This is a genomic window from Pseudanabaena sp. FACHB-2040, assembly GCF_014696715.1.
In the GTDB taxonomy this organism is placed as follows: Bacteria; Cyanobacteriota; Cyanobacteriia; order Phormidesmidales; family Phormidesmidaceae; genus JACVSF01.
The window spans coordinates 1-15,220 of the sequence record NZ_JACJQO010000009.1 but is presented as its reverse complement, the minus strand read 5'-3'; the positions used below and the strand labels follow the sequence as shown (position 1 = coordinate 15,220).

Genomic DNA, 15,220 nt, shown 5'->3' with positions numbered 1-15,220 from the left:
CCACTATACAGGGCGGCTATGGTGGCTGTGGGCAGCAGCGCTTAGCCAAGGCCGATGGTCACTGAATTAGAGCGCGCTAGGCTTAACCACTCTCCGGTATTGGTTTGGTAGCCAACCTCAGCTAGATAGGTGCGGGTTGATTGGGCCTCGACATTTTCGCCTTCAGGCAGCGCTAGATACCAGTCTTTAGCCAGTTCGTAACACGCTTGCTGATCAATAGGCGCAGGCAAGCTCCCTGCCGCAGGCTGCCCTGTAACGTCGTATAGGCGAATCATGAGAGTTTCCCCACCCTCTTGCTTGGCTGCAGTTCGCTCCAAATCAGAAATTTCCCAGACTGTGTAAAGGCGTTCACCGCCTGTCTCTTGAGCGAGGGTCATCCAGCTGGTCGGCAGGTCGGTAAGATTATCTGGTAACAACTGGGCCAAGCGGGGATTCGCCGGAACCGCTGGCGGTTTCACTGTCCCGCCTCCCACTTCGCTGGGCACATCGAGATAATCAGGGGAATCAGCAGGAATGCCGCGCAGCGCTGCCAGCACCTCTGGGGGCAGGTCAGCAAACTCATTGCCTTCGTCAGGATTGTCGGGTCTGCTCTCGACCAGTTCTGGCTCAGGTTCGGCGGAATTCACTGCACGGGGGGCTTCAGCGGGAATGGATGTCGTTGAGCTATTGGTGGCTGAGAGATAGGAGGTATCACCTGCCAGATCCGGCTCAGGTTCGGCCTCTAAAGGCTCATCCAGCATAGATACATTGCCTGAACCAGAGAAACTATCTACCGGAGCAGGGTTAGCGTCAGGCCCTACAGCTTCAGGCTCCATAACCTCAGGCTCTACAACTTCTGCGACCTCAGGTTCTAAAACTTCAGGCCCTACAGCTTCAGGCTCTGCGACCTCAGGCTCTACAACTTCAGCCTCAGTCTCTAAAGCCTCAGGCTCTGCCACTTCAGCCGGGACCAGTGTACTGCCTGAACTTAAAGCACCGCTTGGAGGTTCTGGACCATTAGGCTGGAGGTACTCGACCAAACTCACCCGACCTGTGGGCCGTTCTGCTCTAGGCGGGTTTGGGGTTATGTCCGCAGTCGGGTTCTCTGGGGCCATGTCTCCTGACTGGCGGGTCTGAGTCGTGATGGTAGAGAGATCAATCGTGGCCCTGAGAGCCTCTGCCATCTCTTGTAAATCCTCTGGATCAGGCAGAGAAACTTCGTCTATCACCAGCGTTGCTGGGGGGGCAGCTAGCTCTGTGGGAGTGAGTGACTGTTCTGGCGTCAGTGGTGGCGCTTCCAAAATAACGGGGGCAATGGGCTGCTCCCATTCATCCGGATTGGTGATTTGGTCTGCCGTGATGAAGGCGTGTTCAGGCAGTTCAGGCTCATCGGGGAGGGCGGCTACCACAGCCTGCATGGCCGCTGGCACTTCTAAATCTGCCAGCGGGGCTGCCGGTTGTTTCAGGGTTTTGGCACTGGGTAAATCGGCAACGTCCTGCTCTAGCTCGGCGGGTACGTCTGCCTGGGGCAAGCCCGTAGACGCCTGAATTGGGCCGGGCAAGGATGCGGGTGCAGGGTCAACTAGTGATTGCAGAGTAGATTCATCTGAAATGTTGTCTGTGAGCAGATCGCCTGCTAGGTCGCTAGGATTTCTAGGCTCTAGCAGACCAGATTCAGCGGGGACAGGGTCACCGTCGCCGCCCAATTCGGCTGCTCGGCTGAGATAGGTCTGTCCTTCCTGCTGCTCTCCCATTTGAATAAGGGTGCGCCCTTTGCCAGCCCAGGCTGGACCAGAGCTCGGATCGAGTTCTAGGGCCTTGTCAAAACAAAATAATGCTTCGTCTAGCTGCCCCATATTTGCCAGCAGGCGACCTTTGCCCACCCAAGCTTCTATAGCGTCGGCATCTATTTCTAGAGCCTGGTTAAAGCTCTCTAGAGCCCGATCAGAACGGCCTAACAGTGCCAAGACGTTACCTTGGCTAGCAGTGGCTTGGGCCATAACCAGGGCGACTCCAGCCAGACTGGTGCCGGCTGCGATCGCTTTCATGCGCTCCACCTCAGCCGCCTCAATTGCGCTATTGAAATGGTTGAGAGCATCGTCATAGTGACCTGTGCTGGCTAGCCGGTTGCCCTCTGCCAAATCTGCCCTAGCCTGACTCAGTTTTTCCCCCAGAGAGGGATCTGCAGTGGCCCTAAAGGGTTGGTCTTTGACCATTGCTCCAGGAACTCCTACCCAAGCCGAATCGGGCGGTATTTCAGGGGAGGTTAGGTAGCCGTTATCGGGTACTCCAGGAGTAATGTCGTCAACTCTGGCTGAGACATCTTCGACTGGAACAGTTCCGATTGGAGCATCCTCGGCTGGAACATTTTCGACTGGAACACTGACTAGCTGGGCATTAACGTCTTCTAGTTCCTCTAGTTCAGTCTCCTCCGGGTCTTCTGGAGATCGCCGTCTGCCAAAGATGCTCCACAGCAGGCCGACTAAAATGAGCAGAATCGGAATTGCCGGAATAATCCACCAGACTGAGCGGGGTAAACCTTGCAAGGCATTGTTGATTCCAGGCGGCAAATTGGAGTTGCTGGGCAGCGCAGGCAGTTCATCCCCTCGCAGCCGTCCCTGCGGATCGCGCAGCTGCAGGTCGCCCTCAGCCAGACTGGTCACCAGATTGCCCTCGGGAGTATAGGCCAAATCGCTAACTGAGCTAGGGAGAGAACCCTCGGGCGTGGCTCGAGGATTGCCGTTGGGGTCCCACAGCCGTAAAACGTTGTCTTGACCGACACTGGCGGTTGTTTGGCTGTCGGGGCTAATCGCGATGGCTGTGACAGCCTCTTCATGGGCAGCTACCCGCTCACCTTGAGGTGTTCCGGCAGCATCCCAAAATTGCAGGGTGCCATCTGCGCCGCCGCTGACCAAAAACTGGCCGTCTGGGCTGCTAGCCAAAGCGTTGACGCCCCCTAGATGGGCCTCAACGGCTTCCCCAGCGGCGGTGCCATCGGGGTTCCACCGTCGGATAGCAGCATCGGTACCGCCAGTAATCAGGGTTTGGCCATCAGGGCTAAAGGCCACAGCCCGTACGCTGCCCTGGTGGGCTGCAATAGGACTGCCCGGTGTGCCATCAGCTGACCACCTTTGAACGCTGCCATTGTTGCTGCCGCTGGCGATTTGCTGCCCGTCGGGGCTGATTGCGAGGGCGGTTATCGGGCTACCACTGCCCTGTAGGGGCTGCCCCACCGGGTTACCCTCTCGATCCCAGCGGCGGATGGTGCCATCAGCGCTGCTAGAAACCAGGGTTTGCCCGTCGGGGGCGAAGGCCAGCCCGGTGACTAGGTTGGTGTGGGCGGGCACGGTGATCCCCAAAGCCTTGCCTTGGCTGTCGTACCACTCCAGGCGGCCATCTTGAGTGCCTCGCACGATTAATTCGCCATCGGGGCTTACGGCCAGTTGCCCAGGCAGCAGATCGGCGGTGGCTACTGTCGCGGCTTCGTCTGCTTTGGCAACGGCAACGGCTTGCTGGCCCTCTGGGTTGGTAGCAAAGCCCAAAAAGGCTTCTACGGCCAGACTGGGCTCGCCCCGGTAAACGTAGCCTCGGGGTTGGGAGTAGGGATAGCGAGGGTCGTCGGGGAGGGTGCTATTTAGAGTCAAGACCCGAACGTTTTCCTGGTTTAATACCTGAGATGCGATCGCATAGCCCACACCATCGTTGCCGAGCGTCTGAACTACGTCAGCCGTATCATCTGTGTCAACTTGAACCGCATTGGCTCCCGTTTCAAACGGCGCAGCCTGAAAAATTTCATAGCCGCCTAGGGCTTGCCGGGTATCGCTGGTAGCGGGGCGATCAACAAAGCGCAGCGGCAGGTTAGGGCCACCAACTTGAGCCCAGTTGGTAATCTCTCCTCGAAAAATCCGCGCAAAGTCGTTAAAGGTGAGATCTCCTTGAAAGGGATTGTCGCGCCCCACAATAATGGCGATTTTTTCCCGGCTGATGGGCACTTGAGTTAGCCCTTGGGCGATTTCAGCATCACTGAGGGGGCGAGCGACTGCAGCTAGGTCGAGGTTGCCCTGGAGCAGAGCCTGTAGCCCCGCCTCTGTGCTGCTGCTGCCCGAGGTCACTTGCGAGCCCGGATAGCGGCTCTCAAATCCCTGCTCTAACGCCTGATTGATTGCCCGCATACTGGGTGACCCGTCAATGGTCAAGGTAGTCCCGGCGGCAATGCTAGCGGGCGGAGTAAAGGTAGGCACAGGCTCAATCAATTCCTGAGCCAGAAACTCTTGGGCCTGGGTATGCCCGCTTTCTCGTCGGAACTCTACCAGAGGCATGACCAGCGAGGTCAGCAGGGCAAGCAGCAATAAAGAGGTCTTCGGTAGCGTGTTCATTGGGGGCACCCCAGCGAGGCTAAATCGGCTGTGTGTAAGGATACACGGAGATCTCGAAAGTGACGCCAACTGTTGCAAGCTTTGTTAAAGGTCGGCCTACGTTAGCGACGTCGGAAGCGCTGCCGCAGCCGTGCCACCAGTAACCCCGTTTCAGGAATAGGCAGCAGCATGGCAAGCAGCGTAAATAGCATGAGGCCAACGGTACTTGCGATCGCAAGCACCAGCAGCTGAATCCAAAATCCTTCCATCCCCCACCAGTTCTCAAGCCCTAGGCGAGTTCCCCAAGCGGCGGTGCCCGCTGCTCCGCTGGCCAACGTCAGCGCTAGGATTGGGCGGCCCCAAGCCAGCCATGGCAGTCCCTGCAGCCGCCGATCCAGAATAATCACCATCGCCAAGGCCGAAATGATATTGACTCCGACCGTTGCCAGCACTAGACCAGGCGCGCCAAACCAGCGGATGAACCAGAAGTCGAGCACCGCATTCAGCCCGATGTTGGCTAGGCTGACGCGAAACGGAGTTTGGCCGTCTCCCAGCGCATAAAACACCCGCACCAGCACGTCCCGCGCTAGATAGACAAACATGCCGATACCGTAAGTGATCAGCAGCGAGGTCACCATTTGTGAGGCCTCTAGGTCAAACGCTCCGCGCTCATAAACTAGCCGCACAATGGGCAGTGCCAGGGTAATAATCAGCGCCCCCAACGGCAGCATGGTCAGGGCCGTAAGCAGCAGGCTCTGGCGAATGCGGCTCTTGAGCTCCGGCCAGTTTTCTGGCGCTGCCAGCCGCGCAAAAATGGGCAGAAACGGCACCAAAATAACGTTGGAAACAATTCCTAGGGGCGTCTGAACCAGCAGGTTGGCGTAGCCTAGAGCGGCTGCCGTACCAGGGATAAACGAGGCAAAAAACAAATCTGTGAAGACATTGATCTGCAGCATGCCTGAGGAAAAGGTGGCCGGTCCCAAAATCCTAAAGACCTCCTGCACCCCCGGATCAGACCAGTTAAACCGCAGCCGCAGCCGACCCAAGCCAGAGCGCCAGAGGGCTGGCAGCTGCACCAGCCACTGCAGCACTGCGCCCGCTAGAGTTGCGATCGCAAGCACCGCTCCCCCCAGCAGAAAATACTCGGGCCGCACGATGTCCTGCCCCACAGCAGCAAACAAAAGTCCAAGCCCAATCAGCACCGTCACACTCGAAAACAGAGGGCTGACCGAGGGTAACCAATACTGGTCATCGGCATTAAGGGTGCCAAAGCCAATGCCAATCAGGCCGGCAAACAGCGCCATCGGAGCCATAATCCGCAGCTGCAGAATGGCAATTTCTCTGGCCTCGGGCGTGCTTTGGGCCAATCCCTGCGCCACTAGGTCAATCATCGGTGCGGCAAATATAACCAGCAGCACCGCCACCCCCAGCAAAACCAGCCCTACCAGAGTGCTGATCGACTCCACTAGAGGCCCGATATCTTCCCGCTTGCGCTTGGCAACGACGCTAACAATAGCGCTGTGAAAGGGGCCATTGATACCGCCCAAAAGCACCAGCAAAAACCCCGGAATCACGTAGGCAAAGTTGTAGGCATCGGCGACCGGACCAATGGCAAAGGCTGCCCCAATGGCCTGCTGGCGAAATAGGCCAAAGAGCTTGCTAATCAAGGTAGCCGCAGCAACGATCCCAGCAATATTAGCGAGGGACCGACCGGGCTTAGGAGTATCTGGCACAGGTCTCGGCAAAAAGGACTTTCCTATTTAATCGTGAATTGGCGATCTGGCAGCCGCACTGCTAGATTCTTCCCCACCTCAAACAGCGACACCTTTCCAGAGTGACCACGATCCCCGAAGATGGGTGAAGGTTCATTCGGGTTACCGCCTGAGTAATATCTATGGGGTCTGACCATTTTGACGACTTGCTGCCAGAGAAGCTAATTGATCTGGCGCTCCAGTCTGGAGCAGAGGCGGCTGAAATATTGCAGTCAAAATCTGTTTCCAGGCCCGTCTTTTTTGAGGCGAACCGACTTAAGCAGCTAGAAAGCTCCGAAGCAGAAGGGACAGCTTTGCGGCTGTGGCGCGATGGTCGTCCGGGTTTGGCAGTGGCCTATGGCGATGTCGATCCTCAAGCGCTGGTAGCCAAAGCGTTGGCGCTCAGCGAGCTTAACGATCCCGAGACAATCGAGCTTACAGTTGGTAACCAAACCCGCTACCCCGATATGGGACAGGCGGTGCCGGTAGAACACCTAGTGCAGCTAGGCCGAGAAGTCATTGATCAAATTCGCAGCGCCTACCCAGAGGTAATTTGCGAGGCGGAGCTAGAATGCGACGTCGAAAGAACCCGCATCGTCAATACGCTCGGCCTAGACTGCAGCTATAGCGACACCACGTTAGACGGCTATGTGTCGGCAGATTGGGTGCGAGGAGACGACTTTCTTAGCGTTGCCGACGGGCAGACCCGGCGCAACGCCCTCGATCCCCATGCGCTGGCCCAGCAAATCCTTCAGCGGTTGGATTGGGCCGATCGCAATGTGGCGGCTCCTCGAGGGCGGCTGCCAGTGCTCTTTACGTCCAAAGCTGCCGATATGCTCTGGAGCACGGTGCAAGATGCCTTGAGCGGTAAGCGGGTGCTGGAGCGGTCTTCTCCCTGGAGCGATCGCATTGGCGATCAGGTCACGGGCGCTCAGCTGACCTTTTCCCAAGATCCTGAGGCCGGTCCCTTTAGCTGCCCCTTTGATGATGAAGGCACCCCGGCTCAGCCCCTGACCTTTATCGAAAATGGGGTGCTGCGCCTGTTTTACACCGACCGTACCACGGGCCGCGAACTGGGGGGCGGCTCTACCGGCAACGGTTTTCGCCCTGGTTTAGGCAGCTACCCGACACCCAGCCTGTTTAACACTCTGGTCAAGCCCGGAGAGCGAGACCTGCTCGATTTGATTGCCTCTCTAGATCGGGGTTTGCTGGTCGATCAGATGTTGGGCGGCGGCGCGGGCATTTCGGGTGAATTTTCGGTCAATGTTGAGCTTGGCTACCTAATCCGCAATGGCGAAATTGTCGGTCGGGTCAAAGACACGATGATTGCTGGCAACGTTTATACGGCCCTGTCCAACATTGTGGAGTTGGGCGGAGACGCAGATTGGAATGGCTCTTGCTATACCCCATCGGTTATCGTCGGAGGGCTCTCTATGACAGGCTGTTAGTGAATACTAAACGGATGCCTGCTCCTGCTGGTTATGCTGCTCAAACGCCTAGAGCCGTTTCTAAGTCGAAAGCGCGCTGCCATTCTAGAAGCCTGCATCATTGGGGTCGTATCTGGGCTAGCAGCCGTATTTTTAAAGCAGGGGGTAGAGTGGCTAACCCTGCAGCGAAGTTCCCTAGCCCTGCCCTTGGGGTTGGCTCTGCCCCTGTGGCTGGCGCTGCCGCTGATAGGGCTTTTAGGGGGCTGGCTTTCGGGCGGGCTGGTGGAGCGGCTGGCCCCAGAAGCGGCTGGCTCTGGTATTCCCCAGGTTAAGGCGGCTCTCGGATTTGCACCGATGGCCCTGAACCTGCGGGTGGCGCTGGTGAAGCTAGCTAGCACCATGTTGGCCCTAGGGTCTGGCCTCTCGTTGGGGCGGCAGGGGCCGACAGTGCAAATAGGTGCGGCCCTGGCTGCTCAGCTTAGCCGTTGGGTGCCTACTTCTCCGGAGTACCGCCGACAGCTGATCTCTGCTGGAGCCGCTGCGGGTTTGGCCGCTGGCTTTAATGCGCCTATCTCAGGCATTTTGTTCGTTGTCGAAGAACTGCTGCAGGACTTCTCTGGGCTTACCCTGGGGAGCGCAATCTTGGCGTCTTTTATTGGGGCTGTAGTCTCTCGCCTCTTGGGAGGCCAAGGGCTGAACTTGGTGATCGATGCTCCTAGCGTAGGTCTGTCTGTTCGGGACTTGCCGTTTCTAATTGTGCTGGGAGTGCTAGCGGGGTTTTTGGGAGCGGGCTTTAGCCGAGGTATTTTTGCCAGTCTCAAGTTTTTTCGTCGGTTCAAACTGGGGTTGGCCCAGCGAGTGGGTTTAGCCGGGTTGATCACAGGGGTAGTAGGCATATTTCTGCCGATTGCCGCTGCAGACAATACGGGTCTGCAGGAGTTTTTGGTGACGGGCGCGGCTAGCTGGCAGCTAATTGCGATCGCATTCATCTCCAAGTTTCTGCTGACCTTGCTGGCTTATGGGTCGGGGGCCGCTGGGGGCATCTTTGCCCCCTCGCTGGTGCTCGGATCCGCCCTGGGCTGTCTTGTAAGCTTTGTGGCTCAGGCTACCTACAGCGGCTTTGGGGCGTGGGCTCCACCAGCGGATCTGGCTAGCACCACGACCTATGCCTTGACCGGCATGGGAGCCTTTTTCAGTGCTGTTACAGGCGTACCGATTACTGCCATTGTGATTGTCTTTGAAATGACTGCCAGCTTTAACCTGGTGCTGCCGCTGATGATCGGTTCAGGCATTGCCTACCTAATTGCTGATCGGGTGGCCAACGGCTCTATCTACAGCCGCCTACTGGTTTGGCAGGGCATTCACCTAGAGCCAGTGCCTCAAGCTAACAACCCCTGGGCCAACCTTAAGGCTGCCGATCTGATGCAGCGGCGGGTTGAAACGCTCTCTAGCCAGATTAGCCTACCCGAGGTAGTGCAGGCTTTTTCGAGGTCACACCACCGAGGCTTTCCAGTTTTAGATTCAGGTCGCTTGGTGGGCATTGTCACTCAGACAGATTTAAGTGAGGTTGCCGCCAGTAGCTCTGAGGGCAACCCAAAACTGGCTGATGTGATGACGCCCAATCCCGTTTCAGTGGGGCCAGAGGCTTCTTTGACTCACGTGCTGTATTTGCTCAACCGCCTCAAAATCAGCCGCCTACCTGTAGTTGAAGGCACCAAGCTAGTCGGAATCATTACCCGCGCTGACATTATCCGGGCTGAGTCTGATCAGGTTAGCGGCCAGCTAATAGAGCCAGGGCCTCAGGCACAACCCTCCTATGTGGTTTACCAGCGACGAGCGCCCGCCATAGGGCAGGGTCGGCTGTTGCTGCCTCTAAGCGATCCTAAAACTGCGCCGCTGCTGCTGAAAATTGGGGGTGCGATCGCAAAAGACAAGCACTACGAACTAGAGTGCGTCCACATCATTCAGGTGCCGCGCAGCATTCCCCCAGCAGAGGCTGCCGTCAATCTAAAGTACAGCGAGCCTCTAGAACAGCTAGCTACCGCCTACGCCCAACGAAATGGATTGCCGCTGCATTTTCAGGTGCGAGCTGCTCATGAGGTGGGCCGCACCTTGCTAGAAGTCATCAAAGAACGCCATATCGACCTCGTACTGGCAGGCTGGCATCGACAGCCCACTACTCCTGGTCGGATTATGGGAGTTGTAGTAGATACCCTAATCCGGCAGGCCCCCTGTCCTGTGATCGTGGTGCGTCCTGGCCAAGACCTGCAGTTCGATCGCTGGCTCATTCCCACCGCTGGCGGGCCCAATTCTCAGGCGGCGCTGCAGCTCCTGCCCGGTCTGGTCAGTTTGGGCGAAGCGACCGATGTGCGGTTGTGCTGCGTGACAAAACGGGCATCCGATCAGCTGCAGATTCACGAAGAACAGCTGCTAGTAGAACTGGCTACACCCCTACGCTCCTTACGCTGCTCCGTCAAATGTTTAGTTGTGCAGCAAGAGGAAATTGCTGGAGCTATTGTTAAGCTAGCCCAGCAGTACCAAAGTGACGCTATTTTAGTGGGAGCAAGCCGAGAGGGGCTCCTCAGCCAGGTTCTCAAGGGCAATATCCCGCTAGAAATTGCTGACAAAACTAACGCTACTGTTGTTCTCGTTCGCCAGTCTGCTAGCAGTGAATCAAGCGAGTCAGCAGCGTCGCAAAAGAGCTTTCAACACCTTCATTAAAAGTGCTTGAGGGTGTAAGGTGCGCTACTGCTAGCTTGATGAAAGATGGGCTATTATGGCAGCAATCATTCGGATATAGATGCCAAATGATGGCATTCAAGGCGTTTTTGGTCATTCTTGCCGAATGAGTACTTTCTGTATTCCGGTCGGAGAGAGTCGTGACTATTTACGTTGGGAATTTGTCCTTTCAGGCAACTGAAGACGACATTAGGGATGTCTTCGCCGAGTATGGCGAGGTTACGCGCATTAGTCTACCCATTGATCGCGAAACGGGTAAGAAGCGTGGATTTGCCTTTGTCGATATGGCAGAGGAAGCCCGTGAAGACGCTGCAATCGCTGAACTCGATGGTGCGGAATGGCTAGGCCGAGAGCTGCGCGTTAATAAAGCCCGGCCCCGCTCTGACGATGGCAGTGCCGGTGGCAGCGGCGGCATCCGAAGCCGCAACCGCACTACCCGATTCTCCCACAATCCCCTTTAGCCCTGTACTGCTATTAATAGAGCTCCATAGGCTGCACGCTATTTAGGCCTGAAGTTGCCTTGTATCAGGCTGTGCCCGCTCTTTGTTGAGATTGCCTATGAACTCTATCTATTCGAGCTAACCGCTTTCTAACGTGTAAAGAAGCGGCTAGCTTGGCTAAGCATGTCGCCCATGTCCACCTCGCCATCGCTGTTGGTATCTAGAAACGCGCTGAGGATGCTGTTGTGATTGCTGGGTCCAGTTTGAGTGGTGTCGCCCGACTGCAAGAGCCGCATGACAACTGGCAGCAAAACAGGCAGCAGGGTCATAATCTGACCACTGTTTAGGCCAGTGCGCTGAGTTAAAGCACTGACCAGCTGTTGCTGCTGCCCATTGTCAAACAGCCTGGGTAAGATGTTGCTGTTTGGGCGGCTGCCTTCTCTAACCAAATCCAAGGCTGCCTCATTTCCCTGACGCTGTCGCGTATCTTGAAGCGATGATCGCACGAAGCTACCCAAGATCGAAACAGCCTGATTCATGGTGCTAGGAGGGGTATTCGATTGGCGGCTGAGCTGGTTGACTGTTGTTAATAACTGACCAACCTGATCCTGACTGGCCTGACGGCTGGGGTCGTTAATTGCACTTAAAACTTGATCAAACAGTCCCATAAGTCGTACCCGTTAGCATTACACGCTATGCTGTGGCAAAGCCTCCTTGGTTGTACGATCTGGGCCATCCCTAGCTCATCTGCCTGAGGGCAGACTCAACCTGGGTCTCTCTCTACGCGTAGATTAAGCATCGGGCTGCGGTTTTATTTATGCGGCGGTGGCAACTCATTCCTCTGGTACTGAGCTTAGTGCTGGTTCTGGGCATGCTGCTCTGGCTAGTGGAAGTTGTCTCGCGCTTTTACTATGGCTTAGCCCTCACATCACCGCTTCTAGCCAACCTGCTGCTGCTGTTGGTGCTTGGGTTATTCCTTTTGGCCTTGGGAGTTGGGATCTACTACGGTTGGCTGTTTCTACGCCCCAAACAGCCACAGCGACGGCCTCAAGCTCCCCAAGATCAGACGGCAGCGGCGGGAGCAACGCTCGACGCCCTGCAGCAGCAGATCGCTCAAATTCAAAATCAGGTGGCGCGAGAGGCGCTGCAGGAGCAGTCCCAAAGTCTAACAACTGAGATGCAGCGCCGCGACTTGGCAGTAACAGTCTTTGGGGTTGGCTCCGCCGGTAAAACTTCTTTAGTCAATGCCTTAATTGGTGAGGCCGTGGGGGCTGTGGCAGCTCCAATGGGCACCACAACTGATCGGCAAACCTACCGCTGGCAGCTAGCCGAAATTTCTCGCAATATCCTGCTGATAGACACGCCGGGCATCTCGGAAGCAGGCGTCGCTGGAACCCTGCGGGAACAGGATGCGCGTCAGCTTGCGACAGAAGCCGATTTGGTGCTGTTTGTCATTGATGATGACCTGCGGCAGTCGGAGTATCAGCTGGTGCGATCGCTCCTTGATATCAACAAGCGCCTTCTCGTTGTCCTCAATAAGGCCGATCGTTTTCCCGATGAAGCCCTGGAGGCAATTTTGCAGCGGGTGCGATCGCGCTTTCAAACCGTTCTCACCCCAGCAGATGTGTTAGCAATTGCCGCGAATCCAGCTCCTTTGCCTCTAGAAGATGGCGGCTGGTTTCAAATGGAGCCTGACGTAGTGCCCTTGATTGAGCGCATGGCCGAAGTGCTCTGGCTAGAGGGCGACACGTTAATCGCCGATAACCTGCTGCTTCAAGCTCAGCGGCTCAGCAGCGAGGCCCGCCGCCTAATCGACGATCAGCGCCAGCGGCAGGCTGATGCAGTGGTCGAGCGCTATCAGTGGATCGGAGCGGGCGTGATTGCAGTAACACCTCTACCTGGTCTGGATTTGCTGGCGGCAGCAGCCATCAATGCCCAAATGGTCGTAGAGCTAGGCCGAGTTTACGACTGTAGCCTCAGCCTGGAAGAAGGCAAAGAGCTGGCCCTTTCTCTCGCCAAGACCCTAACCGGATTAGGCATTGTCCGGGGCGCAGTTGAGCTTTTGGCAGTTGGTCTACAAACTAACCTAGCCACCGTGCTGGCTGGCAGGGCTTTACAAGGCGTTAGTGCTGCCTATCTCACCCGTATAGCAGGCAAAAGCTTCATTGAATACTTTCGCCGCAGCCAGACTTGGGGTGACGGTGGCATGGCCGAAGTCGTGCAGGAGCAGTTTCGCTTAAACCAGCGAGAAGCTTTTATCAGAGCGTTTGTCAGAGATGCGATCGCACAGGCCCTGCCCGACCAATTTTCAGCCATCTTCTCCACCCCACCCGATCCTGGACAAAACTCCTCTACTCGTTAATGCCCTATCGAACAGATATGACTCTGGAGCAACTGCTTTAGAAGTAGGGGTACAGCACAAGGCCCCTACTTCTAGTGGGGTAACTCAACTAAATAGACAAACCCAGCTTCAGCCCAAAGAAGCCATGCACCAACAGCAGCACCATCGCAATGGTGCCAATGTAAGCATGAGCCGTCCGCAGCGACCCACTGCCGCCGCCAAACTTAGTGGCCGAGATTAGCCCATTCAGCGCCAACATAGTTACTGCCGCCGTTCCGGTCCAAAAGTGAGGACTGGCAAAAATTGGCTGCCCCTGCATAACCAGCGACAGCACCCCGCCGGTATACCCCAGCGCAATAAACGTAAACAGCCAAGGCGCAAGCTTACGGTGGCTCGATCGCTGAGTCAGCTTCACTTCATCATCGGCAGCAATTCGCCCCTGCCAACCAGCCCAAGCCGTATAGCTGCCCATCACCAGCACCACAATCCCCATCATGGCCGGGTGACCCCAGTGGATAATCGGTTCAGGCATCCCAAAACCCGCAAACCAGTCCGCAATCGGCTGTAAAAATGCGCGCACGCTAGAAACCACAATCCCTCTCCCTAAACTGCGTTGGTGGCAAAACAATTCTTAACATGCCACACCTGAGCCCGTTTAGGCAGCCTCTCTCGCAACCTCTTTAAGCAAGGGAAATCCCAGCTCCTCCCGCTGCTGTAAATACAGCTGAGCCACTCGCCGAGCCAACCCCCGTACCTGGCGAATGTAGCGGGTTCTCTCCGTGACCGAGATAACGCCCCGAGCATCCAAGAGGTTAAACGCGTGAGAGCACTTCAAGACATAGTCATAGGCTGGTAGCACTAATCCCTTGTCCATCAGCTGTTCTGCTTCCTTTTGGTACAGGTTAAACAGTGTAAACAGCAGCTCCGGGTCAGACTCATCAAAGTTGTAGGTTGAGTGCTCGATTTCCCCCTGCATGTGGATATCGCCGTAGGTGATGTGGTCGTTCCACTGAATCTTTGCGATCGCATCCACCTCCTGTAGATACATCGTCAATCGCTCCAGCCCATAAGTCAGCTCAATCGACACCGGACGACAGTCAATTCCCCCACACTGCTGAAAGTAAGTAAACTGGGTGATTTCCATGCCGTCAAGCCAAACCTCCCAACCCACGCCCCAAGCGCCTACTGCCGCATCCTCCCAGTTATCCTCCACAAATCGAACATCGTGATCCTCCGGCCGAATCCCCAGTGCCCGCAGCGAGTCCAGGTAAGTTTCCTGAATATTGTCTGGCGATGGCTTAATCAGCACCTGATATTGGTAATAGTGCTGATAGCGGTTTGGGTTTTCCCCATACCGCCCATCTGCCGGACGGCGACAGGGCTCCACATAAGCAACTGACCAAGGCTCAGGCCCAAGCGCCCGCAAGAATGTATGAGGGCTTTTCGTACCTGCCCCCTTCTCCGTATCGTAGGGCTGCACAATCAGACATCCCTGCTTCGCCCAAAAATCATGCAGCGTCGCAATCACCGATTGAAAATTCACAGCCAACCCTCTCTCATCAAACACTGCAACAGCAACCGATTCATTCTCTCCCGAATCGGACCGAATGCCGCTCCTAACTTCCTGAGCATCTAAGAGCAGCCTTCCAGTTCAAGCCTGTTCCCCAAAGTCTAAACGCTCCAGTAGAGGCAACCAACCCTGCCCGCAAAGATCCCCCGCCTGTGGGCTAAAGATCGCTTTAACCGTCAGAGAGCCCTGCTAGAAAGATTCTGGCAGGGCTCTCTTCGCAGAAAGTTCAAACTTTTTTTCTCAAAAACCTACTTTAAGACCGTTCCTAAACCCTTGAAACCCCTACGTGGTGGGCGATTGAGGCAGGGGATATTTCTTTTCTCGATTGTATTGACAATTGAGTAAGGGGGTAGTTATATTGGTAAAGCGCCAGAGGGGGGAAGCGAGAGCGACTCATGACTGGCTGCGAGAACCTCGACAGTTAAATAGTCTAGATATTAAGCCAAGGTTCCCGTTTAACGAATTGAAATTGCAGTCAGTTTAGCATTAATGCTTACTGGGTGCAAGAGTTAACCGGATGAGAGCATCTGGTTCGAATTTTCTATTATGGAGAGTTTGATCCTGGCTCAGGATGAACGCTGGCGGCGTGCTTAACACATGCAAGTCGAACGGAATGCT

Annotated in this window: 9 protein-coding genes and 1 rRNA gene; 5 read left to right on the top strand and 5 right to left on the bottom strand. The window is 56.0% G+C overall.

Annotated features, from left to right (window positions below):
- Positions 1–41: 41 nt before the first annotated feature.
- Together H6G13_RS12570 and murJ are read right to left on the bottom strand one after the other, a co-directional pair.
- Positions 42–4,355, bottom strand: coding sequence for a substrate-binding domain-containing protein (locus H6G13_RS12570; RefSeq protein WP_190483567.1), 4,314 nt, complete (start codon positions 4,353–4,355; stop codon positions 42–44).
- A gap of 101 nt (positions 4,356–4,456) precedes the next feature.
- Entirely contained in the window at positions 4,457–6,067 is a 1,611-nt protein-coding gene (gene murJ, locus H6G13_RS12565) for a murein biosynthesis integral membrane protein MurJ (protein WP_190483566.1), read from the bottom strand.
- A 161-nt stretch (positions 6,068–6,228) separates the two neighbouring features.
- On the opposite strand from murJ, the gene H6G13_RS12560 reads away from it, so the two are divergent.
- The 3 genes from H6G13_RS12560 (at position 6,229) to H6G13_RS12550 (ending at position 10,712) form a co-directional block, all read left to right on the top strand.
- A complete protein-coding gene (locus H6G13_RS12560; protein ID WP_190483565.1) occupies positions 6,229–7,533 on the top strand; it encodes a TldD/PmbA family protein in 1,305 nt (434 codons plus the stop codon).
- 33 nt (positions 7,534–7,566) lie between these two features.
- Positions 7,567–10,233, top strand: coding sequence for a chloride channel protein (locus tag H6G13_RS12555; RefSeq protein WP_190483564.1), 2,667 nt, complete (start codon positions 7,567–7,569; stop codon positions 10,231–10,233).
- Between the two features lie 158 nt (positions 10,234–10,391).
- On the top strand, positions 10,392–10,712 hold the full coding sequence (locus tag H6G13_RS12550; protein ID WP_190483563.1) for an RNA-binding protein: 321 nt from the start codon (positions 10,392–10,394) through the stop codon (positions 10,710–10,712).
- Positions 10,713–10,840: 128 nt separating this feature from the next.
- On the opposite strand, the gene H6G13_RS12545 is transcribed toward H6G13_RS12550, so the two are convergent.
- Positions 10,841–11,359, bottom strand: a complete 519-nt coding sequence (locus tag H6G13_RS12545) for a DUF937 domain-containing protein (protein WP_190483562.1) — start codon at positions 11,357–11,359, stop codon at positions 10,841–10,843.
- 149 nt (positions 11,360–11,508) lie between these two features.
- Between H6G13_RS12545 and H6G13_RS12540 the strand changes: the two genes are divergently transcribed.
- Entirely contained in the window at positions 11,509–13,053 is a 1,545-nt protein-coding gene (locus H6G13_RS12540; RefSeq protein ID WP_190483561.1) for a GTP-binding protein, read from the top strand.
- Positions 13,054–13,141: 88 nt separating this feature from the next.
- Here the strand turns inward: H6G13_RS12540 and H6G13_RS12535 are convergent, their stop codons facing one another.
- Entirely contained in the window at positions 13,142–13,564 is a 423-nt protein-coding gene (locus H6G13_RS12535) for a DUF4079 domain-containing protein (protein WP_190483582.1), read from the bottom strand.
- A 123-nt stretch (positions 13,565–13,687) separates the two neighbouring features.
- Positions 13,688–14,575 (bottom strand): glycine--tRNA ligase subunit alpha, encoded by an 888-nt coding sequence (glyQ, locus tag H6G13_RS12530; protein ID WP_190483560.1) that lies wholly within the window; start codon positions 14,573–14,575, stop codon positions 13,688–13,690.
- Between the two features lie 570 nt (positions 14,576–15,145).
- Here glyQ and H6G13_RS12525 point away from each other — a divergent pair.
- Positions 15,146–15,220, top strand: a 16S ribosomal RNA gene (locus H6G13_RS12525); the annotation flags it as partial.

Excerpts from the sequence above, each read along its gene's own strand:
- H6G13_RS12570 (WP_190483567.1), bottom strand. The coding sequence starts at position 4,355 with ATGAACACGCTACCGAAGACCTCTTTATTGCTGCTTGCCCTGCTGACC.
- H6G13_RS12560 (WP_190483565.1), top strand. The coding sequence starts at position 6,229 with ATGGGGTCTGACCATTTTGACGACTTGCTGCCAGAGAAGCTAATTGAT.
- H6G13_RS12555 (WP_190483564.1), top strand. The coding sequence starts at position 7,567 with ATGCTGCTCAAACGCCTAGAGCCGTTTCTAAGTCGAAAGCGCGCTGCC.
- H6G13_RS12545 (WP_190483562.1), bottom strand. The coding sequence starts at position 11,359 with ATGGGACTGTTTGATCAAGTTTTAAGTGCAATTAACGACCCCAGCCGT.
- H6G13_RS12540 (WP_190483561.1), top strand. The coding sequence starts at position 11,509 with ATGCGGCGGTGGCAACTCATTCCTCTGGTACTGAGCTTAGTGCTGGTT.
- H6G13_RS12535 (WP_190483582.1), bottom strand. The coding sequence starts at position 13,564 with ATGCCTGAACCGATTATCCACTGGGGTCACCCGGCCATGATGGGGATT.